At 65.9% G+C, this 22,898-nt stretch carries 25 protein-coding genes; all 25 read left to right on the top strand.

Annotation, left to right across the window (positions count from 1 at the left end):
• The first annotated feature begins 26 nt into the window (after positions 1-26).
• The 25 genes from AC1HFW_RS30475 (at position 27) to AC1HFW_RS30595 (ending at position 22,891) form a co-directional block, all read left to right on the top strand.
• A complete protein-coding gene (locus AC1HFW_RS30475) occupies positions 27-2,306 on the top strand; it encodes a helicase-related protein (RefSeq protein ID WP_019726337.1) in 2,280 nt (759 codons plus the stop codon).
• Positions 2,307-2,421: 115 nt separating this feature from the next.
• Positions 2,422-2,628 (top strand): hypothetical protein, encoded by a 207-nt coding sequence (locus AC1HFW_RS30480; protein ID WP_009459683.1) that lies wholly within the window; start codon positions 2,422-2,424, stop codon positions 2,626-2,628.
• 147 nt (positions 2,629-2,775) lie between these two features.
• Positions 2,776-3,375, top strand: coding sequence for a PFGI-1 class ICE element type IV pilus protein PilL2 (pilL2, locus tag AC1HFW_RS30485; protein WP_009459682.1), 600 nt, complete (start codon positions 2,776-2,778; stop codon positions 3,373-3,375).
• Positions 3,372-4,013, top strand: a complete 642-nt coding sequence (locus AC1HFW_RS30490) for a hypothetical protein (RefSeq protein ID WP_009459681.1) — start codon at positions 3,372-3,374, stop codon at positions 4,011-4,013. The genes pilL2 and AC1HFW_RS30490 overlap by 4 nt, the downstream gene beginning before the upstream one ends.
• Before the next feature lie 14 nt (positions 4,014-4,027).
• On the top strand, positions 4,028-4,753 hold the full coding sequence (locus tag AC1HFW_RS30495) for a TIGR03759 family integrating conjugative element protein (protein WP_009459680.1): 726 nt from the start codon (positions 4,028-4,030) through the stop codon (positions 4,751-4,753).
• On the top strand, positions 4,735-5,340 hold the full coding sequence (locus tag AC1HFW_RS30500) for a transglycosylase SLT domain-containing protein (protein ID WP_009459679.1): 606 nt from the start codon (positions 4,735-4,737) through the stop codon (positions 5,338-5,340). Before AC1HFW_RS30495 ends, AC1HFW_RS30500 begins: the two co-directional genes overlap by 19 nt.
• Complete coding sequence (locus tag AC1HFW_RS30505) at positions 5,337-5,876, top strand: integrating conjugative element protein (protein ID WP_009459678.1); 540 nt, start codon at positions 5,337-5,339, stop codon at positions 5,874-5,876. The genes AC1HFW_RS30500 and AC1HFW_RS30505 overlap by 4 nt, the downstream gene beginning before the upstream one ends.
• A gap of 4 nt (positions 5,877-5,880) precedes the next feature.
• The gene (traD, locus tag AC1HFW_RS30510; protein ID WP_009459677.1) at positions 5,881-8,070 is read left to right on the top strand and encodes a type IV conjugative transfer system coupling protein TraD; all 2,190 of its coding nucleotides are present in this window, start codon (positions 5,881-5,883) and stop codon (positions 8,068-8,070) included.
• Complete coding sequence (locus AC1HFW_RS30515) at positions 8,067-8,816, top strand: TIGR03747 family integrating conjugative element membrane protein (RefSeq protein ID WP_009459676.1); 750 nt, start codon at positions 8,067-8,069, stop codon at positions 8,814-8,816. Before traD ends, AC1HFW_RS30515 begins: the two co-directional genes overlap by 4 nt.
• A 98-nt stretch (positions 8,817-8,914) precedes the next feature.
• The gene (locus AC1HFW_RS30520) at positions 8,915-9,298 is read left to right on the top strand and encodes an integrative conjugative element protein, RAQPRD family (RefSeq protein ID WP_009459674.1); all 384 of its coding nucleotides are present in this window, start codon (positions 8,915-8,917) and stop codon (positions 9,296-9,298) included.
• Complete coding sequence (locus AC1HFW_RS30525) at positions 9,295-9,528, top strand: TIGR03758 family integrating conjugative element protein (protein ID WP_009459672.1); 234 nt, start codon at positions 9,295-9,297, stop codon at positions 9,526-9,528. The genes AC1HFW_RS30520 and AC1HFW_RS30525 overlap by 4 nt, the downstream gene beginning before the upstream one ends.
• A 16-nt stretch (positions 9,529-9,544) precedes the next feature.
• Positions 9,545-9,904: a TIGR03745 family integrating conjugative element membrane protein gene (locus tag AC1HFW_RS30530; RefSeq protein ID WP_009459670.1), complete on the top strand. Its 360-nt coding sequence runs from the start codon at positions 9,545-9,547 to the stop codon at positions 9,902-9,904.
• Between the two features lie 11 nt (positions 9,905-9,915).
• Positions 9,916-10,314 (top strand): TIGR03750 family conjugal transfer protein, encoded by a 399-nt coding sequence (locus AC1HFW_RS30535; protein ID WP_009459668.1) that lies wholly within the window; start codon positions 9,916-9,918, stop codon positions 10,312-10,314.
• The gene (locus AC1HFW_RS30540; RefSeq protein ID WP_009459666.1) at positions 10,311-11,000 is read left to right on the top strand and encodes a PFL_4703 family integrating conjugative element protein; all 690 of its coding nucleotides are present in this window, start codon (positions 10,311-10,313) and stop codon (positions 10,998-11,000) included. The genes AC1HFW_RS30535 and AC1HFW_RS30540 overlap by 4 nt, the downstream gene beginning before the upstream one ends.
• The gene (locus AC1HFW_RS30545) at positions 10,997-11,902 is read left to right on the top strand and encodes a TIGR03749 family integrating conjugative element protein (RefSeq protein ID WP_009459665.1); all 906 of its coding nucleotides are present in this window, start codon (positions 10,997-10,999) and stop codon (positions 11,900-11,902) included. The genes AC1HFW_RS30540 and AC1HFW_RS30545 overlap by 4 nt, the downstream gene beginning before the upstream one ends.
• Positions 11,892-13,310: a TIGR03752 family integrating conjugative element protein gene (locus AC1HFW_RS30550; RefSeq protein ID WP_009459664.1), complete on the top strand. Its 1,419-nt coding sequence runs from the start codon at positions 11,892-11,894 to the stop codon at positions 13,308-13,310. The genes AC1HFW_RS30545 and AC1HFW_RS30550 overlap by 11 nt, the downstream gene beginning before the upstream one ends.
• A complete protein-coding gene (locus AC1HFW_RS30555; protein WP_009459662.1) occupies positions 13,291-13,731 on the top strand; it encodes a TIGR03751 family conjugal transfer lipoprotein in 441 nt (146 codons plus the stop codon). Before AC1HFW_RS30550 ends, AC1HFW_RS30555 begins: the two co-directional genes overlap by 20 nt.
• Positions 13,731-16,598, top strand: a complete 2,868-nt coding sequence (locus AC1HFW_RS30560) for a conjugative transfer ATPase (protein ID WP_019726341.1) — start codon at positions 13,731-13,733, stop codon at positions 16,596-16,598. Before AC1HFW_RS30555 ends, AC1HFW_RS30560 begins: the two co-directional genes overlap by 1 nt.
• A 13-nt stretch (positions 16,599-16,611) precedes the next feature.
• The gene (locus tag AC1HFW_RS30565; RefSeq protein ID WP_009459652.1) at positions 16,612-17,376 is read left to right on the top strand and encodes a DsbA family protein; all 765 of its coding nucleotides are present in this window, start codon (positions 16,612-16,614) and stop codon (positions 17,374-17,376) included.
• 175 nt (positions 17,377-17,551) lie between these two features.
• Complete coding sequence (gene radC / locus AC1HFW_RS30570) at positions 17,552-18,046, top strand: RadC family protein (RefSeq protein WP_009459650.1); 495 nt, start codon at positions 17,552-17,554, stop codon at positions 18,044-18,046.
• 161 nt (positions 18,047-18,207) lie between these two features.
• Complete coding sequence (locus AC1HFW_RS30575; protein ID WP_009459649.1) at positions 18,208-18,654, top strand: TIGR03757 family integrating conjugative element protein; 447 nt, start codon at positions 18,208-18,210, stop codon at positions 18,652-18,654.
• Entirely contained in the window at positions 18,651-19,598 is a 948-nt protein-coding gene (locus AC1HFW_RS30580) for a TIGR03756 family integrating conjugative element protein (protein WP_019726343.1), read from the top strand. The genes AC1HFW_RS30575 and AC1HFW_RS30580 overlap by 4 nt, the downstream gene beginning before the upstream one ends.
• 9 nt (positions 19,599-19,607) lie before the next feature.
• Positions 19,608-21,002 carry an integrating conjugative element protein gene (locus AC1HFW_RS30585; protein WP_009459646.1) on the top strand — a complete coding sequence of 465 codons (1,395 nt, stop codon included), beginning with the start codon at positions 19,608-19,610 and terminating at the stop codon, positions 21,000-21,002.
• The gene (locus AC1HFW_RS30590; protein WP_009459645.1) at positions 20,999-21,355 is read left to right on the top strand and encodes a hypothetical protein; all 357 of its coding nucleotides are present in this window, start codon (positions 20,999-21,001) and stop codon (positions 21,353-21,355) included. Before AC1HFW_RS30585 ends, AC1HFW_RS30590 begins: the two co-directional genes overlap by 4 nt.
• Positions 21,356-21,370: 15 nt before the next feature.
• Positions 21,371-22,891 (top strand): conjugal transfer protein TraG N-terminal domain-containing protein, encoded by a 1,521-nt coding sequence (locus AC1HFW_RS30595; protein ID WP_019726345.1) that lies wholly within the window; start codon positions 21,371-21,373, stop codon positions 22,889-22,891.
• The last annotated feature ends 7 nt before the right edge of the window (positions 22,892-22,898 follow it).

Below are 22,898 nucleotides of genomic sequence, written 5' to 3' on the forward strand. Positions count from 1 at the left end.
TGCCCCATTTTCTTTGGAGCATCACCATGTCCCTCGATCTCGAAACCAATGCCGCTGAAGCCGCGCCCGTACAGGGCGAACTGCTCGATGCGGAATCTTCCCCTCTGACCCTGAGCCTTCAGGATTTCGTCGGCGAGTTCGGCGACGAACTGCTCGACGCCCTCAACAGCGCTAATCCGCCGGTCTATACCGGCCAACCGCAGGCACATCGCCAGCTCATCGTCGCCAGCCTCAAGCGCAAGCTGTTCCAGGCCCAGGCCGAAGTCGTCCATGCCGCCGCCGAGCTGCTGATTGACCGTGGCGAACATGCCGCGATCGTCAATGGCGAAATGGGCTGCGGCAAGACGACCGTCGGCATCGCCACGGCCGCCGTGCTCAACGCCGAAGGCTACCGCCGCACCTTGGTTCTTTCGCCGCCGCACCTTGTTTACAAGTGGCGGCGCGAGATCCAGGAGACGGTAGCAGGCGCCAAGGTGTGGGTGCTCAACGGCCCCGATACCTTGGTCAAGCTCATCAAGCTACGCGAGCAGTTGGGCGTGCAGCCCACGGGCCAGGAGTTCTTTGTCCTGGGGCGCGTCAGGATGCGGATGGGGTTCCACTGGAAGCCTGTCTTCACTCAGCGGCGTACCCGCCACGGCAACGTGGCAGCGTGCCCGGACTGCGGCACGGTCATCACCGATCTCGACGGCGAGCCGGTCAACCCGGTCGAACTCGAAGCCGAGGAATCCCGCAGGAAGTGCAGCCACTGCGCCGCCCCCCTGTGGACGCTGATCCGCCCGAGAAGCCTGTCCGGCAGCGATCAGTCCTCGGCCGTCCTCAAAGCCTTGAAGCGCATCCCGACCATCGGGGAAGTCACCGCGCAGAAGCTGATGCAGAAGTTCGGCGACGGCTTCCTGGCCTCGATGCTCGGCGACAACATCCATGAGTTCATCAACCTCATGGACGGCAACGGCGAACTGGTGTTCTCCGACCGTCAGGCCACGCGCATGGAACGCGCGATGGCCAACATGGAGTTCGGGTTTGGCGAGGGCGGCTATCAGCCGTCCGAGTTCATCAAGAGATACCTGCCGCAAGGCACGTTCGACCTGCTCATCGCCGACGAGGCACACGAGTACAAGAACGGCGGCAGTGCCCAGGGCCAAGCCATGGGCGTGCTGGCGGCGAAGGCTCGCAAAACCTTGCTGCTGACCGGCACGTTGATGGGCGGCTACGGGGACGACCTGTTCTACCTGCTGTTCCGAGCCCTTCCCGGGCGGATGATCGAAGACGGCTACCGCCCGACCACGAGCGGCAGCATGACCTCGGCCGCGATGGCGTTCATGCGCGATCACGGGGTCTTGAAGGACATCTACTCCGAGAGCGCCGGCACGGCGCACAAGACGGCCAAGGGCACCAAGGTATCGGTGCGCACGGTCAAAGCCCCGGGCTTCGGCCCCAAGGGCGTCTTGCGCTGCATCCTGCCGTTCACGATCTTCCTCAAGCTCAAGGACATCGGCGGCAACGTCCTGCCGCCGTATGACGAAGAGTTCCGCGAAGTCGCGATGGACACGGCGCAAGCCGCGGCCTACCGCGATCTGGCGGGCCGGCTGACCGCGGAGCTGAAACAGGCTCTGGCGCGACGCGATACGACTCTGCTGGGTGTGGTCCTCAACGTGCTGCTGGCCTGGCCGGATTGCTGCTTCCGGTCGGAAACCGTGGTGCATCCGCGCACGCGCAACACCTTGGCGTTCGTCCCGGCTCAGTTCAACGAGTTCGAGATCAGCCCCAAGGAGCGTGAGCTGATCGATATCTGCAAACAGGAGAAGGCGCAGGGCCGCAAGGTCCTCGCCTACACGGTCTATACCGGCACGCGCGACACCACGTCGCGCCTGAAGGTACTGCTGGAGCAGGAAGGTTTCAAGGTGGCGGTGCTGCGCGCGAGCGTGGATGCAAGCCGCCGCGAGGACTGGATTGCCGAGCAACTGGATCGTGGCATCGACGTGCTCATCACCAACCCCGAGTTGGTCAAGACGGGATTGGACCTGTTGGATTTCCCGACAATCGTGTTCATGCAGTCGGGCTACAACGTGTACTCGCTCCAGCAGGCGGCCCGCCGCTCCTGGCGCATCGGGCAGAAGCACCCCGTGCGCGTGATCTATCTCGGCTACGCCGGTTCCTCGCAGATGACATGCCTCGAACTGATGGCCAAGAAGATCATGGTCTCGCAGTCCACCTCGGGCGATGTACCCGAATCGGGGCTGGATGTCCTGAACCAGGATGGTGATTCCGTCGAGGTCGCACTGGCCCGGCAACTGGTCGCCGCCTGATTCCCACGCCACAAGCCGGCCTAGCGCCGCCGGCATTTCTGTTGTTCCCACCTTGCAGCCACGCCCACGTTCTCCGTGGACGTGGCTGCGCTTTTTTCATCCCAAGGAGATTTCCATGAATACCAACACCCAACCGTCCGAAGCCATCGACACCCAACGGAAGCTGGAAGCCGAGATTGCGGATTTCCTGCGGCAGCGCATCGAAGATGGGAACCTCGATGCGGAGGACATCCCTGTGCGCCTGGCACGCTATGGTCTGATGGCCCCCGAGGCGTTCCTCGCCGAAATGCGTGAGCGCATGGGCATCGACGACGAGAAATAAGAGACCCATTTTCACAGGCCCCAACTTGGGGCCTTTCTTTGGTGAAGGCGCTGCCGGCAAATCGGGCGCTGTCTGGTTCGCATTGTTTGCTGCCGCTCGTAGCCCGAGCGGCGATGGTGAGGGCTCGATGTTTCAGGACGCCGAGCTATGTGCCCCTCTCCACCCTGGTTTCACCATCCCGAACGCCGCCTGCTGGCGGGATTTTTCGGCCTGCTTTGGTCGGTGCTGGCCGGTGGCTGCGCGACGACGACTGCGCCGGTCGCGCCCGACACCATCGAGGAAGTCTCGGCCGCGCCCGAACCCGAAGCGCCCGAGTACATCCCGGTCGTGCGCTACGCCCGCTACACGCTGGTCGAACTGGCCCCTACAGCGGCGCAGCGCGACCTGCTGTTGCAGACCATCGACGTGTCGATGCCCGAGGATGCCCGCGCCACGGTCGGCGATGGGCTGCGGCATGTGCTCAAGCGCAGCGGCTACAGCCTGTGCCAAACGGCGCATGCCGTGATCGAGCTGTATGAGCTGCCGCTCCCGGCGGCGCACCTGCATCTCGGTCCCATGACCTTGCGCGATGCGCTGCTCACCCTGGCTGGTCCGGCCTGGGAACTGCACGCGGATGACCGCGCACGACAGATTTGCTTCGAGCGGCCCGGCGACAGCGTGGCCGCCGAACCCATGCCCGAACCGACCGCCGCCGATGCGGTGCAGACCTTCCCGCTGATGCCTTCCACTCCAGGAGGCCAGCCGTGAACGCTCCGCAATCTTCGCGTCGCCCGACCGCCGCCGTGGTGGTGCAAAGCATGCTCTGGCTCTGGCTGCTCGGTCTAAGCGTCATCGTGGCCCTCGGCTACCAGGCGATGAGCGACCAGGCCGACCAGGAACGGCTCGATTCCCGTCTGCAACGCCTCGAAGCGCAGGCGGTGGCCCTGGCCGAGGCCATCGAGACCATCCAGCAGCGTCCGGCCGTCGCAACGGCGGCGGACCTCAAAGACACCCGCCAAATCCTGGAAGCACGCGCTTCCCAGGTTGAGAAAACACTGAGCGGCTACGCAGCCGCCGACGACCTTCAGGCGCTGCGCGCGGAGATCGAGCAGATCAAGACGCGCCAGACCGCCGCGCGTGCAGCAGCCCCCGTCCAGCCGCGCACATCGAGCAAGCCCGCCGCCAAGTCTGAACCGCCGCCATTGCCGTTCCGCATCGTCGGCGCCGAACTGCGCGCCGGCCAGCGCAGCGTGTCCGTCGCGCCGAGCAGTGGGGACTTCACGCCCGACCAGCTTCAGGTGCTGCTGCCCGGTGATGCGGTCGGCCCATGGCGCTTGCAGGCAATCGATGGCAGCGCCGCGGTGTTCCAAGCCGGCGACCAGACCCGTCGCGTGGCGATTCCCTGATCGGAGCACACCACATGAAGCCGTCGATCATCCTTTCCGCACTCCTACTGGCTTCAGTCCAGTGGCCCGCGTGGGCGCAGCAGTCAGCCACGGCTCCCGCTCGCAATGCGCAGAGCCAGGAGCGCCCGCTGGCCGCCCGCGTCCTGGACGACCGAGTAGCAAGCAACTGGGGCCTCCAACCCCAGGAATGGGTGCGTTACCGCGAGCTGATGGATGGGCCGCTGGGAATCTACTCGCCCAACCTGGACCCGCTGTCTGCCCTAGGCATCGAGGCACGGACCGACGAAGAACGGCGGCGCTATGCAGAGCTGCAGGTGCAAATCGAAGCACGCCGCGTCGAGAAGTTGCTCGCCTACCAACGCGCCTACGACGAAGCCTGGCAGCGCCTGAACCCCGGCATGCAGCGCGTGAACCTGCCCGACGACGGGCCGGGCGCCGGCACCGCGCGCGGCAGCGGCCGAATGGCGGTGTTCGTCAAGGACGGCTGCGCGGCCTGTGGGCAGCTCGTGCAGCGCCTGCAATCCTCGGGTGCCGAGTTCGACCTGTATATGGTGGGCAGCCGCCAGGACGATGCACGCATCCGCGACTGGGCCAAGCGCGCGCAGATCGACCCGGCGCGCGTGCGCAGCGGCAGCATTACCCTCAACCACGACGGCGGCCGCTGGCTGTCGCTGGGCCTGCCCGGTGACTTGCCCGCGGCTGTGCGCGAGGTGAACGGCCAATGGCAGCGTCAGCCGTAGCGGCCACCTCCGTCTCGCAGCTCCTGCGCGCACTGGTGCTTGCTACCGGCCTGTGCGCCTGCGCCGTCCATGCCCAGGAGGTTCCACCACCGGCCTACCAACTCGCCGCACAGCGGGCGGGCATCCCCTCGACCGTGCTCTTCGCCGTGGCCTTGCAGGAGAGCGGTGTTCGGCGCAACGGGCGCATCGTCCCGTGGCCGTGGTCCCTCAATGTCGCCGGCCAGTCGCGCCGCTTCGCCACGCGCGCCGACGCCTGCTCGGGCTTGCAACAGGCAATGCGCGCCACGCCCCACACGCGCATCGATGCAGGCCTGGGCCAGATCAACCTCGGTTACCACAAGCACCGCTTCACCAGCGCGTGCGACCTGCTGGACCCCTATCGCAACCTCGCCATCGCCGCTGAGATCCTGAAGGAGCAGCACACGTCCGGCGAAGACTGGCTGTTGGCGATCGGCCGCTACCACCGTCCTGCGGGCGGCGAGCCCGCCGCCCGCTACCGGCGCAGCGTGTCGCGCCATCTCGCGCGTGTGCAGGGCGCACGCCCAAACGCCGCGGTGCTCGCCACGCGCCAGGAGACTTCCCCATGACGAAATCCCATCTGGCCCTGCGGGGCCTGCTTGTGCTGCTGGCGGGTCTGCCGCTGGCATCGCGTGCCGGCGATCCGCTGATCGTGGTCGAAGATCGCGGTGGCACGTCGGCGCTGCCGTACTACGAGGCCCTCAACCTCCAGCCGCGCGCCGATGTCCCGGCCCGGCCGCCCATTCCGACGCCACAGGTTCCCGCCACACCCGCGGACGAGGCAGCGATGCTGCCGGTGCGCAGCACCAAACTCACGCCTGGCACCGTCGCTCGGCGCGTGATCGAAGCGCCCGGCCTGCGGCCGTTCGTGGTCATCGGCGACGACGACGCCTCCCGGGCCTGGTTGCAGCGCCGCGGCGTTGCTTTGCGCGAACGCGGCGCGGTCGGCCTAGTGGTCAATGTCGAGACCGCGCAGGGCCTGGCAGGGCTGCGTGCCCTGGTGCCGGGCGTGCCGCTCGCGCCCGTAGCCGGAGACGACCTGGCCGATCGCCTAGGCCTGCGGCATTACCCGGCGCTGATCACGGCCACCGGCATCGAGCAATGAAGCCATGTCGGGGAAACAGCCGGTCGAGGTTCTGCTACGCCCAGCGGTGGAGCTATACACCGTCGCAGCGTGTGCAGGCGCCGCGTTTCTGTCCCTGGTGGCCCCGTGGTCGCTCGCGCTGAGTCCGGCCATGGGCGTCGGCAGCGCCCTGGCGTTCGGCGCCTACGGCGCGATCCGCTACCGCGACGCTCGCGTCATCCTGCGTTATAGGCGCAACATCCGCCGCCTGCCGCGTTACGTGATGACGAGCAAGGATGTGCCCGTCAGCCAGCAGCGGCTTTTCATCGGGCGCGGATTCCTGTGGGAGCAGAAGCACACCCATAGGCTCATGCAGACATACCGGCCGGAGTTTCGCCGCTACGCGGAGCCGACACCGGCCTATCGCCTGGCGCGTCGGCTGGAGGAACGGCTGGAGTTTGCGCCGTTCCCGCTGTCCCGGCTCTCCGCTCTCACGGGCTGGGACGTTCCGTTCAACCCTGTGCGCCCGCTGCCACCTGTAGGTGGCCTGCCGCGGCTGCATGGCATCGAACCCGACGAGGTGGACGTCAGCCTGCCGCTGGGTGAGCGCGTCGGACATTCGCTGGTGCTGGGCACGACGCGCGTGGGCAAGACGCGGCTGGCCGAGCTGTTTGTGACTCAGGACATCCGTCGCAAGAACGCTGCCGGCGAGCACGAGGTCGTGATCGTTATCGATCCCAAGGGCGACGCGGATCTCCTGAAGCGGATGTACGTCGAAGCCCAGCGCGCAGGCCGTGAAGGCGAGTTCTACATCTTCCACCTCGGTTGGCCGGAAATCAGCGCCCGCTACAACGCGGTAGGACGCTTCGGTCGCATCTCGGAAGTCGCCACCCGTATCGCAGGGCAACTCTCCGGTGAAGGCAACAGCGCGGCCTTCCGGGAGTTCGCGTGGCGCTTCGTCAACATCATTGCCCGCGCTTTGGTGGAACTGGGGCAGCGCCCGGACTACATGCTGATCCAGCGGCACGTCATCAACATCGACGCACTGTTTATCGAGTACGCCCAGCACTACTTCGCCAAGACCGAGCCCAAGGCCTGGGAGGTGATCGTCCAGATCGAGGCCAAGCTCAACGAGAAGAACATCCCGCGCAACATGATCGGGCGCGAGAAGCGCGTGGTCGCGCTGGAGCAGTACCTTTCCCAGGCGCGCAACTACGACCCGGTGCTCGACGGCTTGCGCTCGGCAGTTCGGTACGACAAGACCTACTTCGACAAGATCGTCGCATCGTTGCTGCCGCTGCTGGAAAAGCTCACCAGCGGCAAGATCGCCCAGCTCCTGGCCCCGAATTACTCCGACCTGACCGACCCGCGCCCGATCTTCGATTGGATGCAAGTCATCAGGAAGCGCGCCATCGTCTATGTGGGACTGGACGCGCTGTCCGACGCCGAGGTTGCCGCAGCGGTCGGCAACTCCATGTTCTCCGACCTGGTTTCGGTCGCGGGCCATATCTACAAGCACGGGATCGACGATGGCCTGCCGGGCGCATCCGCTGGCACGCGCGTGCCGATCAATGTCCATGCGGACGAATTCAATGAACTCATGGGTGACGAATTCGTGCCCCTGATCAACAAGGGCGGCGGTGCCGGGCTACAGGTCACGGCGTACACACAGACCCTCTCGGATATCGAGGCCCGCATCGGCAACCGCGCGAAAGCTGGCCAGGTGATCGGCAACTTCAACAACCTGTTCATGCTGCGCGTGCGCGAGACGGCCACCGCCGAACTGCTGACGCGGCAGTTGCCGAAGGTCGAGGTCTATACCACCACCATCGTCTCCGGGGCGACCGATAGCTCGGACATCCGTGGCGCGACGGATTTCACGTCGAACACCCAGGACCGCATCAGCATGTCCAGCGTGCCGATGATCGAGCCATCGCACGTAGTCGGCCTGCCAAAAGGCCAGTGCTTCGCGCTGCTGCAAGGCGGCCAGCTTTGGAAGGTTCGCATGCCGCTGCCGACACCAGACCCGGATGAAGTGATGCCGGCGGATCTGCAGCAACTGGCCGGATACATGCGCCAGAGCTACAGCGAGGCCACGCAGTGGTGGGATTTCACCAGCTCCCCTGCCTTGCAGGATGCGGCCTTGCCCGATGACCTGCTGGACGATGCTGCTCCAGCCGAGCCTGCTGCGGTGGCCACCGACACCGACCACAGTACCGACGAGGCCGCGCCATGAAGGACGCCGCCTCGACCGCGCAGCGGGAGCAGAACCAGCGCCAGGGTCTGATCGTCGGCACCATCACCTTGCCATTTCGCCTGCTCGGGGTATTGATTGGCTCGCTGCTGTTCTCGATCGTGGTGGAGTGCGTCGGCATGCACCTGTTCTGGAAGGATCAGGGCTGGCGCCATTCCCAGCAGATGTTGCAGTACGAGCTTGGGCACCTGTCCAGCCACTTCACGCGCAGCGTGGTCGTGCAGGAGCCAGGGCGCACGGCGCACGAGTTGGTGGATACAGGCTACGAATGGGTGTTCGTTCGCTCGGGGCTGCTGGCGCGCATGAGCCAGACCGCCGAGCGCGTCCGCGCGCCCAGCCACGAGCAGGCGCGCAACTTCCGCTACTACATCAGCCAAGTCTATGTCTGGGCCGAGAGCTACCTCATCGCCGCAGCCTTCACGACGCTGACCTTCCTAGTGCGCCTGCTGGTCCTGGTGCTCACGCTGCCACTGATCTTCACGGCCGCCTTCGTCGGTCTGATTGACGGTCTGGTGCGACGCGACGTGCGCAGGTTCGGCGCGGGCCGCGAATCCGGGTTCATCTACCACCGTGCAAAAGCCAGCCTCATGCCGCTGGCCGTGCTGCCGTGGATCACGTACCTGGCGCTGCCGATCTCGGTGCATCCATTGCTGATCCTGTTGCCGAGCGCCGCCTTGCTGGGACTGGCCGTGAGCCTGACTGCGGGCAGCTTCAAGAAGTACCTCTAGCAGATCAATCCGGTCATCTGCAGGTTCCTATTGTTTGCGGCCTGAAACAGCCCCGATCTCCACGATCTAGCCATTGCTGATCACACAGGAATGGCGCGATGTTGGCTCCGATCTGGCTGCGCGCCGCGCATCGCGGCGTGCCCACTTTTCTCGTGACGGCCCTTGTACTGGGTCAGTCCTCGATGGCGTTGGCCGAGTCCCCGGCGCAGCGTCAGGAGTTGGTCGCAGCGCTGCGCCAGCTCGACGCGCTGGAGCGCACCGTCGCCGACAGCGCTACGCATGCCCCCATCCAGCCGGGCGAGCGCTACCACTTCGATTACCCGAGGCTGCTGGCTGACCTGGCGCGCGTGCGCGCCGGCATCCAGGCCCATCTCACACCGTCGCGCGCCCAGCCGCGCGACGCCTCCGAACTGATCGGCGACTACCGCACGGAGCGGGTCGTCCCGCCATCACCGCCGACGACCACGGAGGGCAAGCCATGAACGGCGCCCAGGTCTCGGCATTTCAAGCCAACAGCGGCATCGCGCCTTCAGCGATGGCGACCGTCCTGGTCGGCGTCGTGTTCGCGGTCCTGCTCGTCTGGGGCGTCTGGGCCATGCGAACGGCCTACGTGGGGTGGTCCGAAAGCCGCCTCAACCAGCGCCAGTTCCTCGGCGTCTGCATCCGATTCGTCGCGATGTACCTCGTCCTGACTTTCTTCCTCCTCTCCTGACCTGAAAGGCATGACCATGCAAAACTGCATCCTCACTTCCCGTCTTGCCCAGCGCGCCACCGTGGCCCTGGGCACCGCAGCGCTGCCCGCCCTGTCGTTCGCGCAGGGTCTGCCGCAGTTGGAGAACCCGACCCGCGGCACAGGCAACGGCATCATGGAAACGATCCGCAACTACGGCTACGACATCATCATGCTCGTGGCTCTGCTGGTGGTGGCGTCCATGTTCATCGGCGTGTGCTACCACGCCTACGGGACCTACGCGGAAATCCACACAGGCCGCAAGACGTGGGGCCAGTTCGGCCTCACGGTCGCCATCGGCGCCGTCTTGCTCGTGATCGGCATCTGGCTGCTCACCGAAGCCACCGGCATCCTGTAAGCGAGGCCGGTATGTCCGAGCAGCAGCACGTCCGTGCGGACGGGACGGTCACGTTCCTTCCGCACCGGCTCAATCGACATCCCGTTGTGGTGCGCGGTCTCACCGCCGACGAGTTGTGGATCTGCTGCGGCCTGTCCGGCGCCGCCGGTCTGCTGGTCGGCGCACCGCTGTCGTGGGTGTTCCGCACGATCGCGCTAGCACCCACGTTCGTCGTCCTGGGCGTGGCCTTCGGCGTGTTCATCGGCGGCGGCATTCTTCGCCGCCTCAAGCGCGGGCGTCCCGACACCTGGCTGTATCGGCAACTGCAATGGCGCATTGCCACACGCCATCCGCTGATGGCGGGCTGGGTAGGCGGCCATGTGCTGATCTCGCGCTCCGGCTTCTGGACCACCCGAAGGAGCGCACGATGAGCCGCTTCAAGAACGAGATCACCCACCTGCAGGCGCACATCAAGACGCTTCGCCTGGGTGCTGGCGCCCTGATCATCGTCGCCCTGGTCATGGGTGGCGGCTGGTGGAGCGCTCCCCGCGATCTGACCATCCACGTTCCGCCTGACCTGCGCTCCGGCAGTACCAGGAAGTGGTGGGAAGTGCCGCCCGAATCGGTCTATGCGTTCACGTTCTACGTGTTCCAGACGCTCAACCGCTGGCCGACGAATGGCGAAGAGGACTACGCGCGCAACCTCCACACGCTCTCGCCGTACCTCACCCCATCCTGCCAGGCCTTCCTGCGCGCGGACTACGACTACCGCCGCAGCACGGGCGAGTTGCGCCAGCGCGTGCGCGGCATCTACGAAATCCCCGGCCGCGGCTACGGCGACGACCCCACGGCCCGCGTGCGCGTGGTTTCCGACCGCGACTGGGTAGTGACGCTGGACATCACCGCCGACGAGTACTACGGCGCCGAGCAAGTCAAGCGCGCTCTGGTGCGCTATCCCGTGAAGGTCACGCGGGTGGACGTCGATCCTGCCCGCAACCCGTTCGGCCTGGCGCTCGACTGCTATGAGGGCGCGCCCCAGCGCATCAGCACGCCGGAGCCGACGCGCCCGGCGTCTGGTGGCCTGTCTCCGCAAGCGCCCCAAGGAGAAACCCCATGAAGCATCCTGTACTCACGCTGCTGGGGCTGTTGGCCGTGGCCGCGGCTCCTGCTGTCCAGGCGGTGGAGATCCTGCGCTGGGAACGTATGCCGTTGGCGGTGCCGCTGAAGGTCGGCCAGGAGCGTATCGTGTTCATCGACCGCAACGTCCGCGTGGGCGTACCCTCGGGCGTCGGCGAGCGCCTACGGGTGCAGAGCGCGGGCGGCGCGGTGTACCTGCGCGCCAGCGAGCCGATCGAGCCCACGCGGCTGCAATTGCAGGACGCCGACACGGGCGCGCTGATCCTGCTGGACATTGCGGCGGAGCCAGCCAAGGACGGCGAAGCCGAGCTGGAACCAGTGCGCATCGTCGAGGGCAACAGCACCCCGGCGCGCTATGGCGATCAGCCCGGCGATGACAACGAAGCTCCGGCGCGCGCCCAGGACCAGGCAGGTGCGCGGGCGGCGCGACGCGAGACCCCGGTGCCGGTTGTCCTGACGCGCTTCGCCGCGCAGAACCTCTACGCTCCGCTGCGCACTGTGGAGCCGTTGCCCGGCGTCATGCGGGTGAACCTGCGTCGTGACCTCGACCTCGGCACGCTGATGCCGACGCTGCCCGTGCGCGCGGTCGCGCTCGCGTCGTGGCGTCTGGAAGACCAGTGGGTCACTGCCGTGCGACTGACCAACAACAGCAGCGGCTGGATCACTCTCGATCCGCGCATCCTGCAAGGCGATTTCCTCACCGCCACCTTCCAACACGAGGCACTTGGCCCGCGTGGCACGCCCGAGGACACGACCGTCCTGTACCTGGTGACGCGCGGGCGCGGCCTGGCGCAATCGCTGCTACCGGCGATCAACCGCTTCGACCCGGCCGTGCATCTCCCGCAACCGGAAGACCGCAAGGAGGCCCGCCATGCGCAGTAATGGACTCCTGAAGTGGCTGATGGTCCCGGTTGCCTTGCTGGTGCTGTTCGTTGCCATCCGGCTGTTCTCGGGTGGCAGCAGTTCGGCGCCACCGGCCGCGGATGCCGGTGCCAAGCTCACGCCAGCGGAAATGAAGGCGTTGGGCATCGAGGGCGATACCCCGCGCGACACCGTGGCGACGCTCGTTGCCCAAGTGAAGCAGTTGCGCACCGAGCTTCAGACCGCGCTCTCGGACAACAAATCCCAGCGCGAAGAAAACCAGCGACTGCGCCAGCGCGAGAACTCCATTGATCAGCGCATCAATTCGGCCCTCGACTCCGAGCGTACCAACCTGCGTCGCGACCAAGAGCAGGCAGCCAGCGCGCGCCAGCAGACCGAAGGGTTGCTTGCCGACCTGCAGCGGCGTCTGGACAGTATCGGCGGACGTGGCGGCGGCCATGCCGACCTGCCGGTGGGTCTGGGGCTGCGCGACGGCGACGAGGCCGGCATGGAAGGCGGCGTGCGATGGGTCGAACCCGACGATGCGAGGAAGGCCGAGGGGCGGAACAGCAGTCGTGGCACGGGTAGCGGCATGAGCTTCCCGACGAGCTTCGGCCCCGCGCAGAGCACGTTGGAAACCACGGCGGAAACCGTGGCGAACGCGGGCGCACGCGCAGCAGGCGTCAAGAGCGCCAAGGCGGTCTATACCGTACCGACCAATTCGACGCTGATGGGGTCGGTGGCGATGACGGCGCTGATCGGCCGCGTGCCGATCGACGGAACCGTTAACGATCCATACCCCTTCAAGGTGTTGGTCGGACCGGACAACCTGACCGCCAATGGCATCGACATTCCCGACGTGGCCGGTGCCGTGTTCAGCGGCACCGCATCGGGAGATTGGACGCTCTCGTGCGTGCGCGGCCAGGTGCGCAGCATCACCTTCGTCTTCCACGACGGCACGATCCGCACCATCCCCGAAGACCGCGACGGCAACCAGCAGAACAACCAGCAGCGAGACGGCCTGGGCTGGATCAGCGACCCATACGGCATTCCCTGCGTCAGCGGGGAGCGGCGCAGCAACGCCCAGCAGTACCTCGGCTCGCAAGCCCTGATTACCGCCGCCGGTGCCGGCGTCGCTTCGCTGATCGACAGCGACAGCGGCCAGATGTCCTACGTCGGCGCCGACGGCTCCATCGGGAGCGTCGGCATCTCGGGCAATGAAGCCGTGGGCCGCATCCTGGCCGGTGGCGTGCGCGACATGGCCGACTGGGTGAACAAGCTATACGGCCAGGCCTTCGCCGCCGTCTATGTCCAGCCCGGCGCGAAGGTCGCCGTCCACCTCGAAAAGCCGCTTGCCATCGACTTCGATCCCGAAGGCCGCAAGGTCGATCACCGCGCAGGAGAAAGCCATGCTCTCGAACTTGAATAAGGGCCTGGCGCTGGCCCTCGCCGTCGCGGTGCTCGGCGGCTGTGCCACCAGCAAGGAAAAGCTGCTCCCGCACGGCGACAGCACGATGATGGACATCTGGCAGCAGAACGCCGGCGACGGCAGCGGTGGCGCCGGCCAGGTGGCGCGCAGGCAATTGCTCGATGCACGCCAGAGCCTGCGCCGGCCGCTGACCGAGGCCGACGTGGAGGCCGCGCCCGCCGAACAGATGCGCTACACGCGCACGGCGCGAAACGAGGTCTATCGCCAGTTCCACCGCCTCCCGAACCCCGATCTTGTCATGTATGTGTACCCGCACCTGGCGGGTACCGACCCCGTGCCTGTTCCGGGCTACACGACAGTCTTCCCCCTGTACCAGCGCGTGCAGTACGCCATGCCGGGCGAGCGCGTGGAGGACTACTGATGCGCTGGAAACTCCCTTGGCCGAAGCTGGCTGCATCCGATGGTGGCAATGACGAGCAGCCGGACGGCTGGCAGCGCCACGTCGAGGCGTTGCGCCAAGCCGGCATCGCCGAACCCGGAGCGACGATCCAGGGCCGCAAGCCGGCGACCGTGGCGGACGAGCAGGCGCTGTACGACGTCGCGCAGTCGTTCGCGGAGCTGCTGCCGTGGGTGGAGTTCCTGCCGCCGTCGAAGTCCATGCTGCTGGAGGACGGGCAATCGGTCGCAGCCTTCTACGAGCTGGTCCCGCTGGGCACCGAAGGTCGGGAGCCTGGCTGGCTCGCGCATGCCCGCGATGCGCTCGAAAACGCGCTCCAGGATTCGTTCGATGAGCTGGACGAGAACCCCTGGGTGCTCCAGCTCTACGCCCAGGACGAACCCAGCTTCGACCAGTACATGCAGACCCTGCGCAACTACGTGCAGCCGCGCGCTCGCGGCACAGCCTTCACCGAGTTCTATCTTCGCTTCTTCGGCCACCACCTGCGCGCGGTGGCCAAGCCCGGCGGCCTGTTCGAGGACACGGTGGTCACGCGGTTGCGCTGGCGCGGCCAGACGCGGCGCGTGCGCATGGTGGTCTATCGCCGGGCCACCGGCCAGGCGAACCGCCGTGGCCAGACACCCGAGCAAATGCTGAACATCGTCTGCGATCGCCTTTGCGGCGGCCTGGCGAACGCCGGCATCCAGGCCCGGCGCATGGTCGCGGCCGATGTTCACGACTGGTTGCTGCGGTGGTTCAACCCACGCCCAACGATGCTCGGGCCAAGCGCTGAGAATCGAGAGCGCTTCTATGCGCTGGCCCGCTATCCCGACGAGGTGGAGGAAGGCGAGATCGAGCTGGCGAGTGGTCGGGATTTCAGCCAACGGCTGTTCTTCGGTCAGCCTCGCTCCGATGCCGGGCACGGTACCTGGTACTTCGACGGCATGCCGCACCGTGTGCTGGTCACCGACCGACTACGCATGCCGCCCGGTACGGGACACCTGACTGGCGAAACCCGCAAGGGCGATGCGATCAACACGCTTTTCGATCAGATGCCCGAAGACACCACGATGTGTCTGACCATGGTGGCGACGCCCCAGGACATCCTCGAATCGCACCTGAATCACCTGGCGAAGAAGGCTGTCGGCGAAACACTGGCATCGGAGCAGACGCTCAAGGATGTGCAGGAGGCGCGCTCGCTCATCGGCAGCGCGCACAAGCTCTACCGCGGCACGCTGGCCTTCTATCTGCGCGGGCGCGACGAAGCCGAGCTTGACAGGCGCGGCCTGGACCTCGCCAACGTGATGCTCAACGCGGGGTTGCAGCCCGTGCGCGAGGACGATGAAGTTGCGCCGCTCAACAGCTACCTGCGCTGGCTACCGTGCTGCTACAACCCTGCGCAGGATCGGCGGAACTGGTTCACCCAACTGATGTTCGCCCAGCATGTGGCGAATCTCTCGCCGGCGTGGGGACGCAGCCAGGGTACGGGCCATCCGGGCAACACGTTCTTCAACCGCGGTGGCGGGCCGATCACGTTTGATCCGCTGAACCGCTTGGACAGGCAGATGAACGCCCATCTGTTCCTATTCGGCCCCACCGGCTCGGGCAAGAGCGCAACGCTCAACAACCTCTTGAATCAGGTCACGGCCATCTACCGGCCGCGGCTGTTCATCGTGGAAGCCGGCAACAGCTTCGGCTTGTTCAGCGACTTCGCCAAGCGCCTGGGTCTGACCGTAAACCGGGTCAAGCTGGCTCCTGGCTCAGGCATCAGCCTGGCGCCGTTCGCCGACGCTCGCCGGCTGATCGAAACGCCCAGCAACGTGCAGACGCTTGATGCCGATGCACTGGATGAAGAATTGCCAGCCGATTCCTCGGTCATGGAGGAGGACGAGCAGCGCGACGTGCTGGGTGAACTGGAGATCACGGCACGGCTGATGATCACAGGCGGCGAGGACAAGGAAGAAGCCCGGATGACGCGGGCCGATCGCTCGCTGATCCGCCAGTGCATCCTCGATGCCGCCGAACACTGCGTGGCCGAGAAACGCACGGTGCTCACGCGCGACGTGCGCAACGCGCTGCGCACGCGCGGCCAGGACCCGACGCTGCCCGAGATGCGGCGCGTGCGGCTGCTGGAGATGGCGGACGCGATGGACATGTTCTGCCAAGGCACGGACGGCGAGATGTTCGATCGCGATGGCACGCCGTGGCCCGAGGCCGACATCACGCTGGTGGATCTCGCGACCTATGCCCGGGAGGGCTACAACGCGCAGCTCTCCATCGCCTACATCAGCCTGATCAGCACGGTGAACAACATCGCCGAGCGCGACCAGTACCTGGGCCGTCCGATCATCAATGTGACCGACGAAGGCCACATCATCACGAAGAACCCGCTGCTCGCGCCCTACGTTGTAAAAATTACAAAAATGTGGCGCAAGCTAGGGGCCTGGTTCTGGCTGGCTACACAAAATATCGACGATCTGCCGCGTGCCGCGGAGCCCATGCTCAACATGATTGAGTGGTGGATCTGCCTGTCGATGCCGCCCGATGAGGTCGAGAAGATTGCACGCTTCCGCGAACTCTCGCCCGCGCAGAAAGCGCTGATGCTCTCGGCGCGCAAAGAAGCGGGCAAGTTCACCGAGGGCGTCATCCTTTCCAAGAGCATGGAAGTGCTGTTCCGTGCCGTGCCGCCCAGCCTGTACTTGGCGTTGGCGCAGACCGAACCCGAAGAGAAGGCCGAGCGCTACCAGCTCATGCAGCACTACGGCTGCACCGAACTGGAAGCGGCCTTCAAGGTGGCCGAGAAGATCGACCAGGCGCGCGGCATCGAGTCGCCGGCCTTGGAACTGTCGTAAGACGGAGAACGCCATGGAACAGAAACGTCCTTCCATTCCGATGCAGGTCCAGGCGTTCCGCCGCCGCAACGGGCGGCCCCGCTGGCCCTGGGCATTGGTTGCTGTGCTGGTCGCGCTGCTGCTGATCTGGCTTGTGCCGAGGTCGCCCGGCGAATCCCCGCCGCAGCCGCCCACGCCGGTCAGCATGGCACCGGTGGCCGGGCCGCCCTGGCTAATGGGCAACCCCAAAGGCCGTTTCACGCTGACGCTCTATGCCGACCTGGAGTGCCCGTTCTGCCGGGAATATTTTCCGCAGCTCAAACGGTGGGTGGGCACCAACGCCGACGTGGCGCTGCAATGGCACCACCAGCCGCTAGCCGCGCACGAGCCGGCCGCGTCGGCCGAGGCACGTCTGGCCGAATGCGCAGCCGAAGCTGGCGGGCATGCCGCGTTCTGGCAGGCGGTCGAATGGGTCTATGCCCACACGCGCAGCGACGGCCTGGGCTTGCCGGATGGCTTGCGCTACCCCGAATCGACGCCAGCCATCGAGCAGTGCATGTCAAGCGAAAGGTCCAGTGCCGCTATCCGCGCCCAGGCCGCGGAAGCCACCAAGAGCGGCGTTACCGCCACACCGTCACTGCGTCTGCTTGATCGCGAGACGGGCCAGGCCATCCTGCTGCAGGGACCAATCGAGGGCGACGCCTTGTTGTCTGCCATGGACATGCTGACGGCTGACGGTCCGACCGGCACACCCACATCCGAAATGCCTGCCGACGTCGTCGGCGACATGCCCAGGTAGCCCCGGTCTTCAAGGCTACGGCGCAGTCCGCTGCGCTGACCGCAACCCGTTCGCCTCGCATCCTGGTCGCGAACGATCGCCGCTGCCGCGGTGATGGATGCACCTTGTTCGTTCCCTAGGAGGGCTGGCCCTCCTAGGGCGCGCGCCCTCCGATCTCACCGTCTGGAGGTTCGCCATGTCTTTTGTCGTCAACGACTCCTGCCCGGAGTCGCTTTCCGTCACCGCTGCCCAACACGAGGACTGGATCATCCAGCAAGCCATCGTGCTGCTGGAGAGGCGGGTTTTCAAAGCTGGACCGTGCCTCAGCCGACCGGCCGCTGTGCGGGACTATCTGCGCGTGAAACTGGTCGCTGAACCCAACGAGATATTCGCCGCTGTGTTCCTGGACAGCATGCACCAGGTGCTGGCCTACGAGCCATTGTTCAGGGGCACGATCAACTCGACTTCTGTTTATCCACGTGTCGTCGTACAGCGTGTGCTGGAGTTGAACGCCGCCGCGGTGGTCTTCGCGCACCAGCACCCCTCGGGCATCTCCGAGCCGTCGAGCGCGGATCGTGTGCTGACCCAGCAACTGCAGGCCGCGCTGGCGCTCATCGATGTACGGGTACTGGATCACATCATCGTAGGCCAAGGTTCCCCGTTCTCCTTTGCGGAGTCAGGCCTGCTGTAACGGTCGCATTGCTTCATTGATCCCCGCGGAGGCTTCGGCCTCCGTTTTTTTATGGCGCGGGACAAGCAGGTATGCGGGCAGCCCGCGATGCGCATTGTTTGTTGGGGTGGCATCGGGTTCGCGTTTGACTATGGCCCTGATCAACTTTCGGGGCACGCGACATGCCGGCATCCTTTTCCACGTTCGCGTCGGGCTGGCGAACCCTTGGTCTCGTCGTGGCGCTGCCGGCGTCCCTGGCCGTGTTCAGCCCCGTCGCCTTCGCAGCCGACGTACTGGTCGTCACCGACAGCCACCACCCGGTCAAGACCATGGGCGGCGAGCGGCTGATCGAGCTGGACGAAGCCCGCCGGATTGAAGCGGAGCTTTCTGCGGAACTGCCCGCCGCCCCCGAACAGGCGGCGGCCACCGTCAAGCGTCGGCTGAGCCAAGGCGGCGCCGACCTACAGCGCCGCATCGCTTCCGCATACCAGGGCGTCACCGACGCATGGAGCCTGGGCATCACCAGCATCCCGGCTGTCGTGGTGGATCAGCGCTACGTGGTCTATGGCGAGCCGGATGTGGCCCGCGCTGTCGCGCGCATCGAGCAGCGTCGGAGGACCCAGCCATGACGCGACCATTCGACCTGATGCGCCGCATGCGGGCCGGCGTGGCTTCCTTGCTGCTGCTCAGCGCCACGGGTAGCTACGCCTTGAACACCACCGCCATCGTTGCCTCGGTGGCCTCGCCCGATTGCTTGGAGTACCGGGTGGTAGGTATCTGCTACTGGCTCTACTGCACCTGGGGAGGATGCACGGTGCGCACCTCTGTCAAGGTGCGCCACTACATCCCCGATGCGGTCGTCTCCAGCTACAGCAACACGGGCGAGAACCCGTGGGTCGAAGTCCGGGCGATGAGTACGGCCAATCCGTCCGCCCAAGCGGGGGGCGATGGAACGACGAACGAGGATCACGAAAACAATCTTGCGAAATTCAAGAACGCCGACGTGATCGGCCATCCCGGCGTCGAGGTGTTCAACCAGTTTGTTTCGTCCTCGGGCTACTTCTGCGAGGGCGCAGGAACGGCATTCATGCCGTATCTGCTCAGCACCTTGGACACGCTTGCCTGGCGCTACAACGTGCCCGAGATGGCCTACCCGGAGGCATTGATTCCCGGCATGCGCGAGGTCGGCGCACGCACCACGATGAACCTTTGGGGCAACGTGTATCCCCGCGGCGGCTTCCTGCACCAGACCGACGACCACAAATCGGGGGCCGTGGTGGCCCAGCGTGCGGGAGATATCGTCACTCGCCGGGGGCAGTTGCACGTGTACCAGCCGCTGCTTGCCAACGCCCGCGATGGCTACTGGCCCGCCGGCGCGCTGATGGAGGGTGATGCCTCGACTGGCAAGTGGCAGGAACTCACGCCCGTCCTGTCCTCGTCTTGCACGGTTTTCCCACGCACCGGCTTCCTGACCCAGGCCCAGCAAGGCGACTACGCCTGGGCACTGTGGCGGCCGTATGCCTGCTGCGAACGCCGTGGACAGGTGTTCCTTGGAAGCGTTGATTTCCTTTGAGGTGCCGCGATGAAGCGTTTCGACTCTATGCAGTTCTCCCCTCCGGCTCGTGGCAAGAGGATCTGTTTGGCGCTCACCGGCGCGTTGGTTCTGGCAAGCGGCGTGGCCTGGGGCCAACTGGGCTACCAGACCAGCGGCAACGTCATCGGCGATGACGTCATGTACTCCATCGGCGGCGGCAGCGCCGTTTCGATGGGTCGCGCAGCCGGCATGCGCTCGCTCGGCGTGGGTGTCGGCTGGAACAGCAATCTGATCTGCGGTGACATGAGCATCCAGACCACGTTGAAAAATCAGCTCAACGGCGTGACCAATGGCTTTCAGCAGATCATGTCCTCGGTGATCCAGAGTGCTACGAGTGCTGTGGCCTCCCTGCCGGCGTTGATCATCCAACGGGCTGATCCGGGCCTCTACAACCTGCTCACCAACGGCGTTCTGCAAGCGCGGCTGGATTTCGACCGCTCGAAGCTGACGTGCCGCGCCATGGCCGAAAAGATGGCCGAAACGGCCGGCGGCCAGCTCGGCTGGAGCCAGATGGCAGAGGGGTTGGCACTGCGCGATGCTGTTTCGAGCACGGATGCCGTCTCGGCCGTCGAGCAAGCCGAGACGCGCCGTGGCAACGACGGCGTGCCTTGGGTCGGGGGAAGCAATGCCGGCGGCTCCGGTCAGCCCGCGATCAAGGTGGTCGGCGACGTCACCCGCGCGGGCTACAACCTGGTCAATGGCCGCGGTGTGACCGACACATCGGCAATCGCACCGGCAAGTTGCGCGAGCCTGTCGTGCCAGACCTGGACCACGCCGCAAGCGGCCGTCGAGTGGGCGACGCGGGTGCTCGGCGAGAAGGAGCAGCGCACCTGCGACGCCTGCACCAAGACGGAGACGGTGCCCGGCGTCGGGCTGACGCCGCTGATCCAGGATGAGTACGATGCCAAGCTGCAGGCGCTCCAGGACCTGGTCTCCAAGGCGAAGAACACGACGCCCGAAAACCTGCGCGAGGCCGGCAGCGCGTCGCTGCCCATCACACGCGGAGTGATCGAGGCACTGCGCGACGAGCCGGACCAGCACCTGCTGTCGCAGCGCCTGGCGTCCGAGGTTGCGCTGGCGTCGGTGCTGGAGAAAGCGCTACTGCTGCAACGCACGCTGCTGACCGGCAAGAAAGAGCCCAACGTGGCGGCCAACCAGCTCGCCGTGGAAGCTGTGAACCACGAGAGCGACACGCTCGATCGCGAGATCCGCAACCTCAAGACCGAGCTGGAGCTGCGCCGGGAGCTGGCAAACAATTCGCCCATGGCGATCATCCAGCGCCACGGCACGCGCGCGGCGGGCTCGCGTGGGATCTACGAAGGCGATCCGGTGCCTGACCGCCTCGATCAGTTGCAGAAGGGCAATCCGGGAGGCCGGCCATGAGCCCGATGCGTGCGGCCTGGCTGCGCCCGCGCTGGCTGTTCAGCCGGCGCGCAGCAAAGGCGCTGCTGTGGACGGTGGTACTCGCGGCCGTCGCCGTGTGCGCCAACATCGTTGGCATCTACCTCGTCGGAAGCGTCGCAGGCTGGGAGCGTTGGCTGGCGGCAGCAGCGGGCTACTTCCTGGTCTGGCGGCTGTGCCTGTACGGCGCGACGGCCTACGGCTGGGTCTGGATGCGTCGCCGACTGCTGGCGCGCGAGGACGACGCGCAAGCGCGGCGCCGCCTGGTGCGCAGCGAGATCGCCGGCGTCGTTGCCATCGTGGCGCTTGAAGCCAGCCTGTTGATGCAGGGCTGAGGGGAGATCCGAGCCATGACGCTTTTCGCGACCGACTACCTGGAGTACTACCTGACCCTGGTTTCCTGGATCGTCAACAACGGCATCTGGGCGGTACTGGTATCCAGCGGGGTATTCGCACTGCCCTTCGTGGCGATCATCGTGCAGGAATGGCTCAAGGCCCGTGGGGAGGGTGCAGACGAAGGCAATAAGGGCGTGCTCTCGGCCGCACGCATTGAGAACCGGGTGTTCGTCGCCATCGTGGTCGTGATGTTCGCCGGCATCCCCTTCATCGACGTGGACCTCAACACCATTCAGTACGACAGCTCGCGCTCGGCTCAATGCCAGGTCAGCGTGCCGCAGCCCACGGATACCGGCTGGTCCCAGTCCTTCAGCACCATCAACAACCAGAGTGCCAAGGTGCCGGTCTGGTGGGCATTCATGCACGCGCTCTCGCGCGCCGTCACCAGTGCCTCGGTGGCAGCGATCCCGTGCGGAACAGACCTGCGACAGATGCGCATGGAGATCGACGCTACCCGCATCAACGACCCGGTGCTGGCTCAGGAAGTGGCCGATTTCACACACGACTGCTACGGGCCAGCACGCGCTAAATTGTTCATGGCGCGACCGGAGCTGGACGAAGCTCAAATGAACGACGTGACATGGATCGGTTCGAGGTTTTTCACGGACACCGGCGGCTACTACGACAGCTACCGCTCCAGCACGGCGCGCGAGTCATGGCCCTATGACGACACTCGCGACGCAGGGCTTGCGCAGGTGGCCAGTGGCGGCGGCTACCCGACTTGCAGGCAGTGGTGGGCCGATGGCAGCAACGGCCTGCGAGCACGGCTGCTGAGCCAGGTGGACCCCAGCCTGTTGAATCGCTTGGCGGGCTGGGCCGGGTTCCTCAGCCGTACCGAGGTGGACGATTCGGTGGTCCGTACCATCGCGTCACCGCGACAGCAGAAGCTCAACCAGGGTTCGGTCTATACCGACTACGGCGGCCAGATCGACAAGACCCTGCCGAACATCGTGACGCGGGCCACGGGGGACGTAGGAATGGCGGTCGGGGCACTTGCCGCATTCCCTGCCATGGACGTGGTGCGCCAGGCGCTGCCCATGGTGCTTGCCTTGCTCAAGATGGCGCTGGTCATCTGCATCCCGCTCGTGCTGGTCGTCGGCACCTATGACCTGAAGACGGTCGTCACCGTCAGCGTCGTGCAGTTCGCGCTGTTCTTCACCGATTTCTGGTTCCAACTCGCTCGCTGGATCGACAGCACCATCCTCGATGCGCTCTATGGGTGGGGCTTCGGCTGGAACCGGCCGCACACTAACTTCGATCCGCTGGTGGGGTTGAACAATGCCTTTGGCGACCTGCTCCTGATGTTCGTCATGGGCACGATGTTCCTGGTCTTGCCGGGTTTTTGGCTTGCGAGCCTTACTTGGGTTGGGATTCGGGCTGGACACGTCATCCAAGGGCTTTCGGATGGCAGCAAGAGTGCCGGCCAAGCAGGCGGTAAGGGCGCTGGGGCCCTTACCGGAGGTAAGCTGAAGTAGCGCGGCG

This window comes from Achromobacter sp. ISS7 (assembly GCF_056523125.1).

Coding starts and splice junctions, on each gene's coding strand:
- AC1HFW_RS30480 (WP_009459683.1), top strand. CDS start 2,422: ATGAATACCAACACCCAACCGTCCGAAGCCATCGACACCCAACGGAAG.
- AC1HFW_RS30530 (WP_009459670.1), top strand. CDS start 9,545: ATGCAAAACTGCATCCTCACTTCCCGTCTTGCCCAGCGCGCCACCGTG.
- AC1HFW_RS30535 (WP_009459668.1), top strand. CDS start 9,916: ATGTCCGAGCAGCAGCACGTCCGTGCGGACGGGACGGTCACGTTCCTT.
- AC1HFW_RS30560 (WP_019726341.1), top strand. CDS start 13,731: ATGCGCTGGAAACTCCCTTGGCCGAAGCTGGCTGCATCCGATGGTGGC.
- AC1HFW_RS30565 (WP_009459652.1), top strand. CDS start 16,612: ATGGAACAGAAACGTCCTTCCATTCCGATGCAGGTCCAGGCGTTCCGC.
- AC1HFW_RS30505 (WP_009459678.1), top strand. CDS start 5,337: ATGACGAAATCCCATCTGGCCCTGCGGGGCCTGCTTGTGCTGCTGGCG.
- AC1HFW_RS30555 (WP_009459662.1), top strand. CDS start 13,291: ATGCTCTCGAACTTGAATAAGGGCCTGGCGCTGGCCCTCGCCGTCGCG.
- traD (WP_009459677.1), top strand. CDS start 5,881: ATGTCGGGGAAACAGCCGGTCGAGGTTCTGCTACGCCCAGCGGTGGAG.
- AC1HFW_RS30575 (WP_009459649.1), top strand. CDS start 18,208: ATGCCGGCATCCTTTTCCACGTTCGCGTCGGGCTGGCGAACCCTTGGT.
- AC1HFW_RS30495 (WP_009459680.1), top strand. CDS start 4,028: ATGAAGCCGTCGATCATCCTTTCCGCACTCCTACTGGCTTCAGTCCAG.
- AC1HFW_RS30585 (WP_009459646.1), top strand. CDS start 19,608: ATGAAGCGTTTCGACTCTATGCAGTTCTCCCCTCCGGCTCGTGGCAAG.
- radC (WP_009459650.1), top strand. CDS start 17,552: ATGTCTTTTGTCGTCAACGACTCCTGCCCGGAGTCGCTTTCCGTCACC.
- AC1HFW_RS30545 (WP_009459665.1), top strand. CDS start 10,997: ATGAAGCATCCTGTACTCACGCTGCTGGGGCTGTTGGCCGTGGCCGCG.
- AC1HFW_RS30520 (WP_009459674.1), top strand. CDS start 8,915: ATGTTGGCTCCGATCTGGCTGCGCGCCGCGCATCGCGGCGTGCCCACT.
- AC1HFW_RS30580 (WP_019726343.1), top strand. CDS start 18,651: ATGACGCGACCATTCGACCTGATGCGCCGCATGCGGGCCGGCGTGGCT.
- AC1HFW_RS30515 (WP_009459676.1), top strand. CDS start 8,067: ATGAAGGACGCCGCCTCGACCGCGCAGCGGGAGCAGAACCAGCGCCAG.
- AC1HFW_RS30595 (WP_019726345.1), top strand. CDS start 21,371: ATGACGCTTTTCGCGACCGACTACCTGGAGTACTACCTGACCCTGGTT.
- AC1HFW_RS30540 (WP_009459666.1), top strand. CDS start 10,311: ATGAGCCGCTTCAAGAACGAGATCACCCACCTGCAGGCGCACATCAAG.
- AC1HFW_RS30550 (WP_009459664.1), top strand. CDS start 11,892: ATGCGCAGTAATGGACTCCTGAAGTGGCTGATGGTCCCGGTTGCCTTG.
- AC1HFW_RS30590 (WP_009459645.1), top strand. CDS start 20,999: ATGAGCCCGATGCGTGCGGCCTGGCTGCGCCCGCGCTGGCTGTTCAGC.
- AC1HFW_RS30475 (WP_019726337.1), top strand. CDS start 27: ATGTCCCTCGATCTCGAAACCAATGCCGCTGAAGCCGCGCCCGTACAG.
- pilL2 (WP_009459682.1), top strand. CDS start 2,776: ATGTGCCCCTCTCCACCCTGGTTTCACCATCCCGAACGCCGCCTGCTG.
- AC1HFW_RS30525 (WP_009459672.1), top strand. CDS start 9,295: ATGAACGGCGCCCAGGTCTCGGCATTTCAAGCCAACAGCGGCATCGCG.
- AC1HFW_RS30500 (WP_009459679.1), top strand. CDS start 4,735: ATGGCAGCGTCAGCCGTAGCGGCCACCTCCGTCTCGCAGCTCCTGCGC.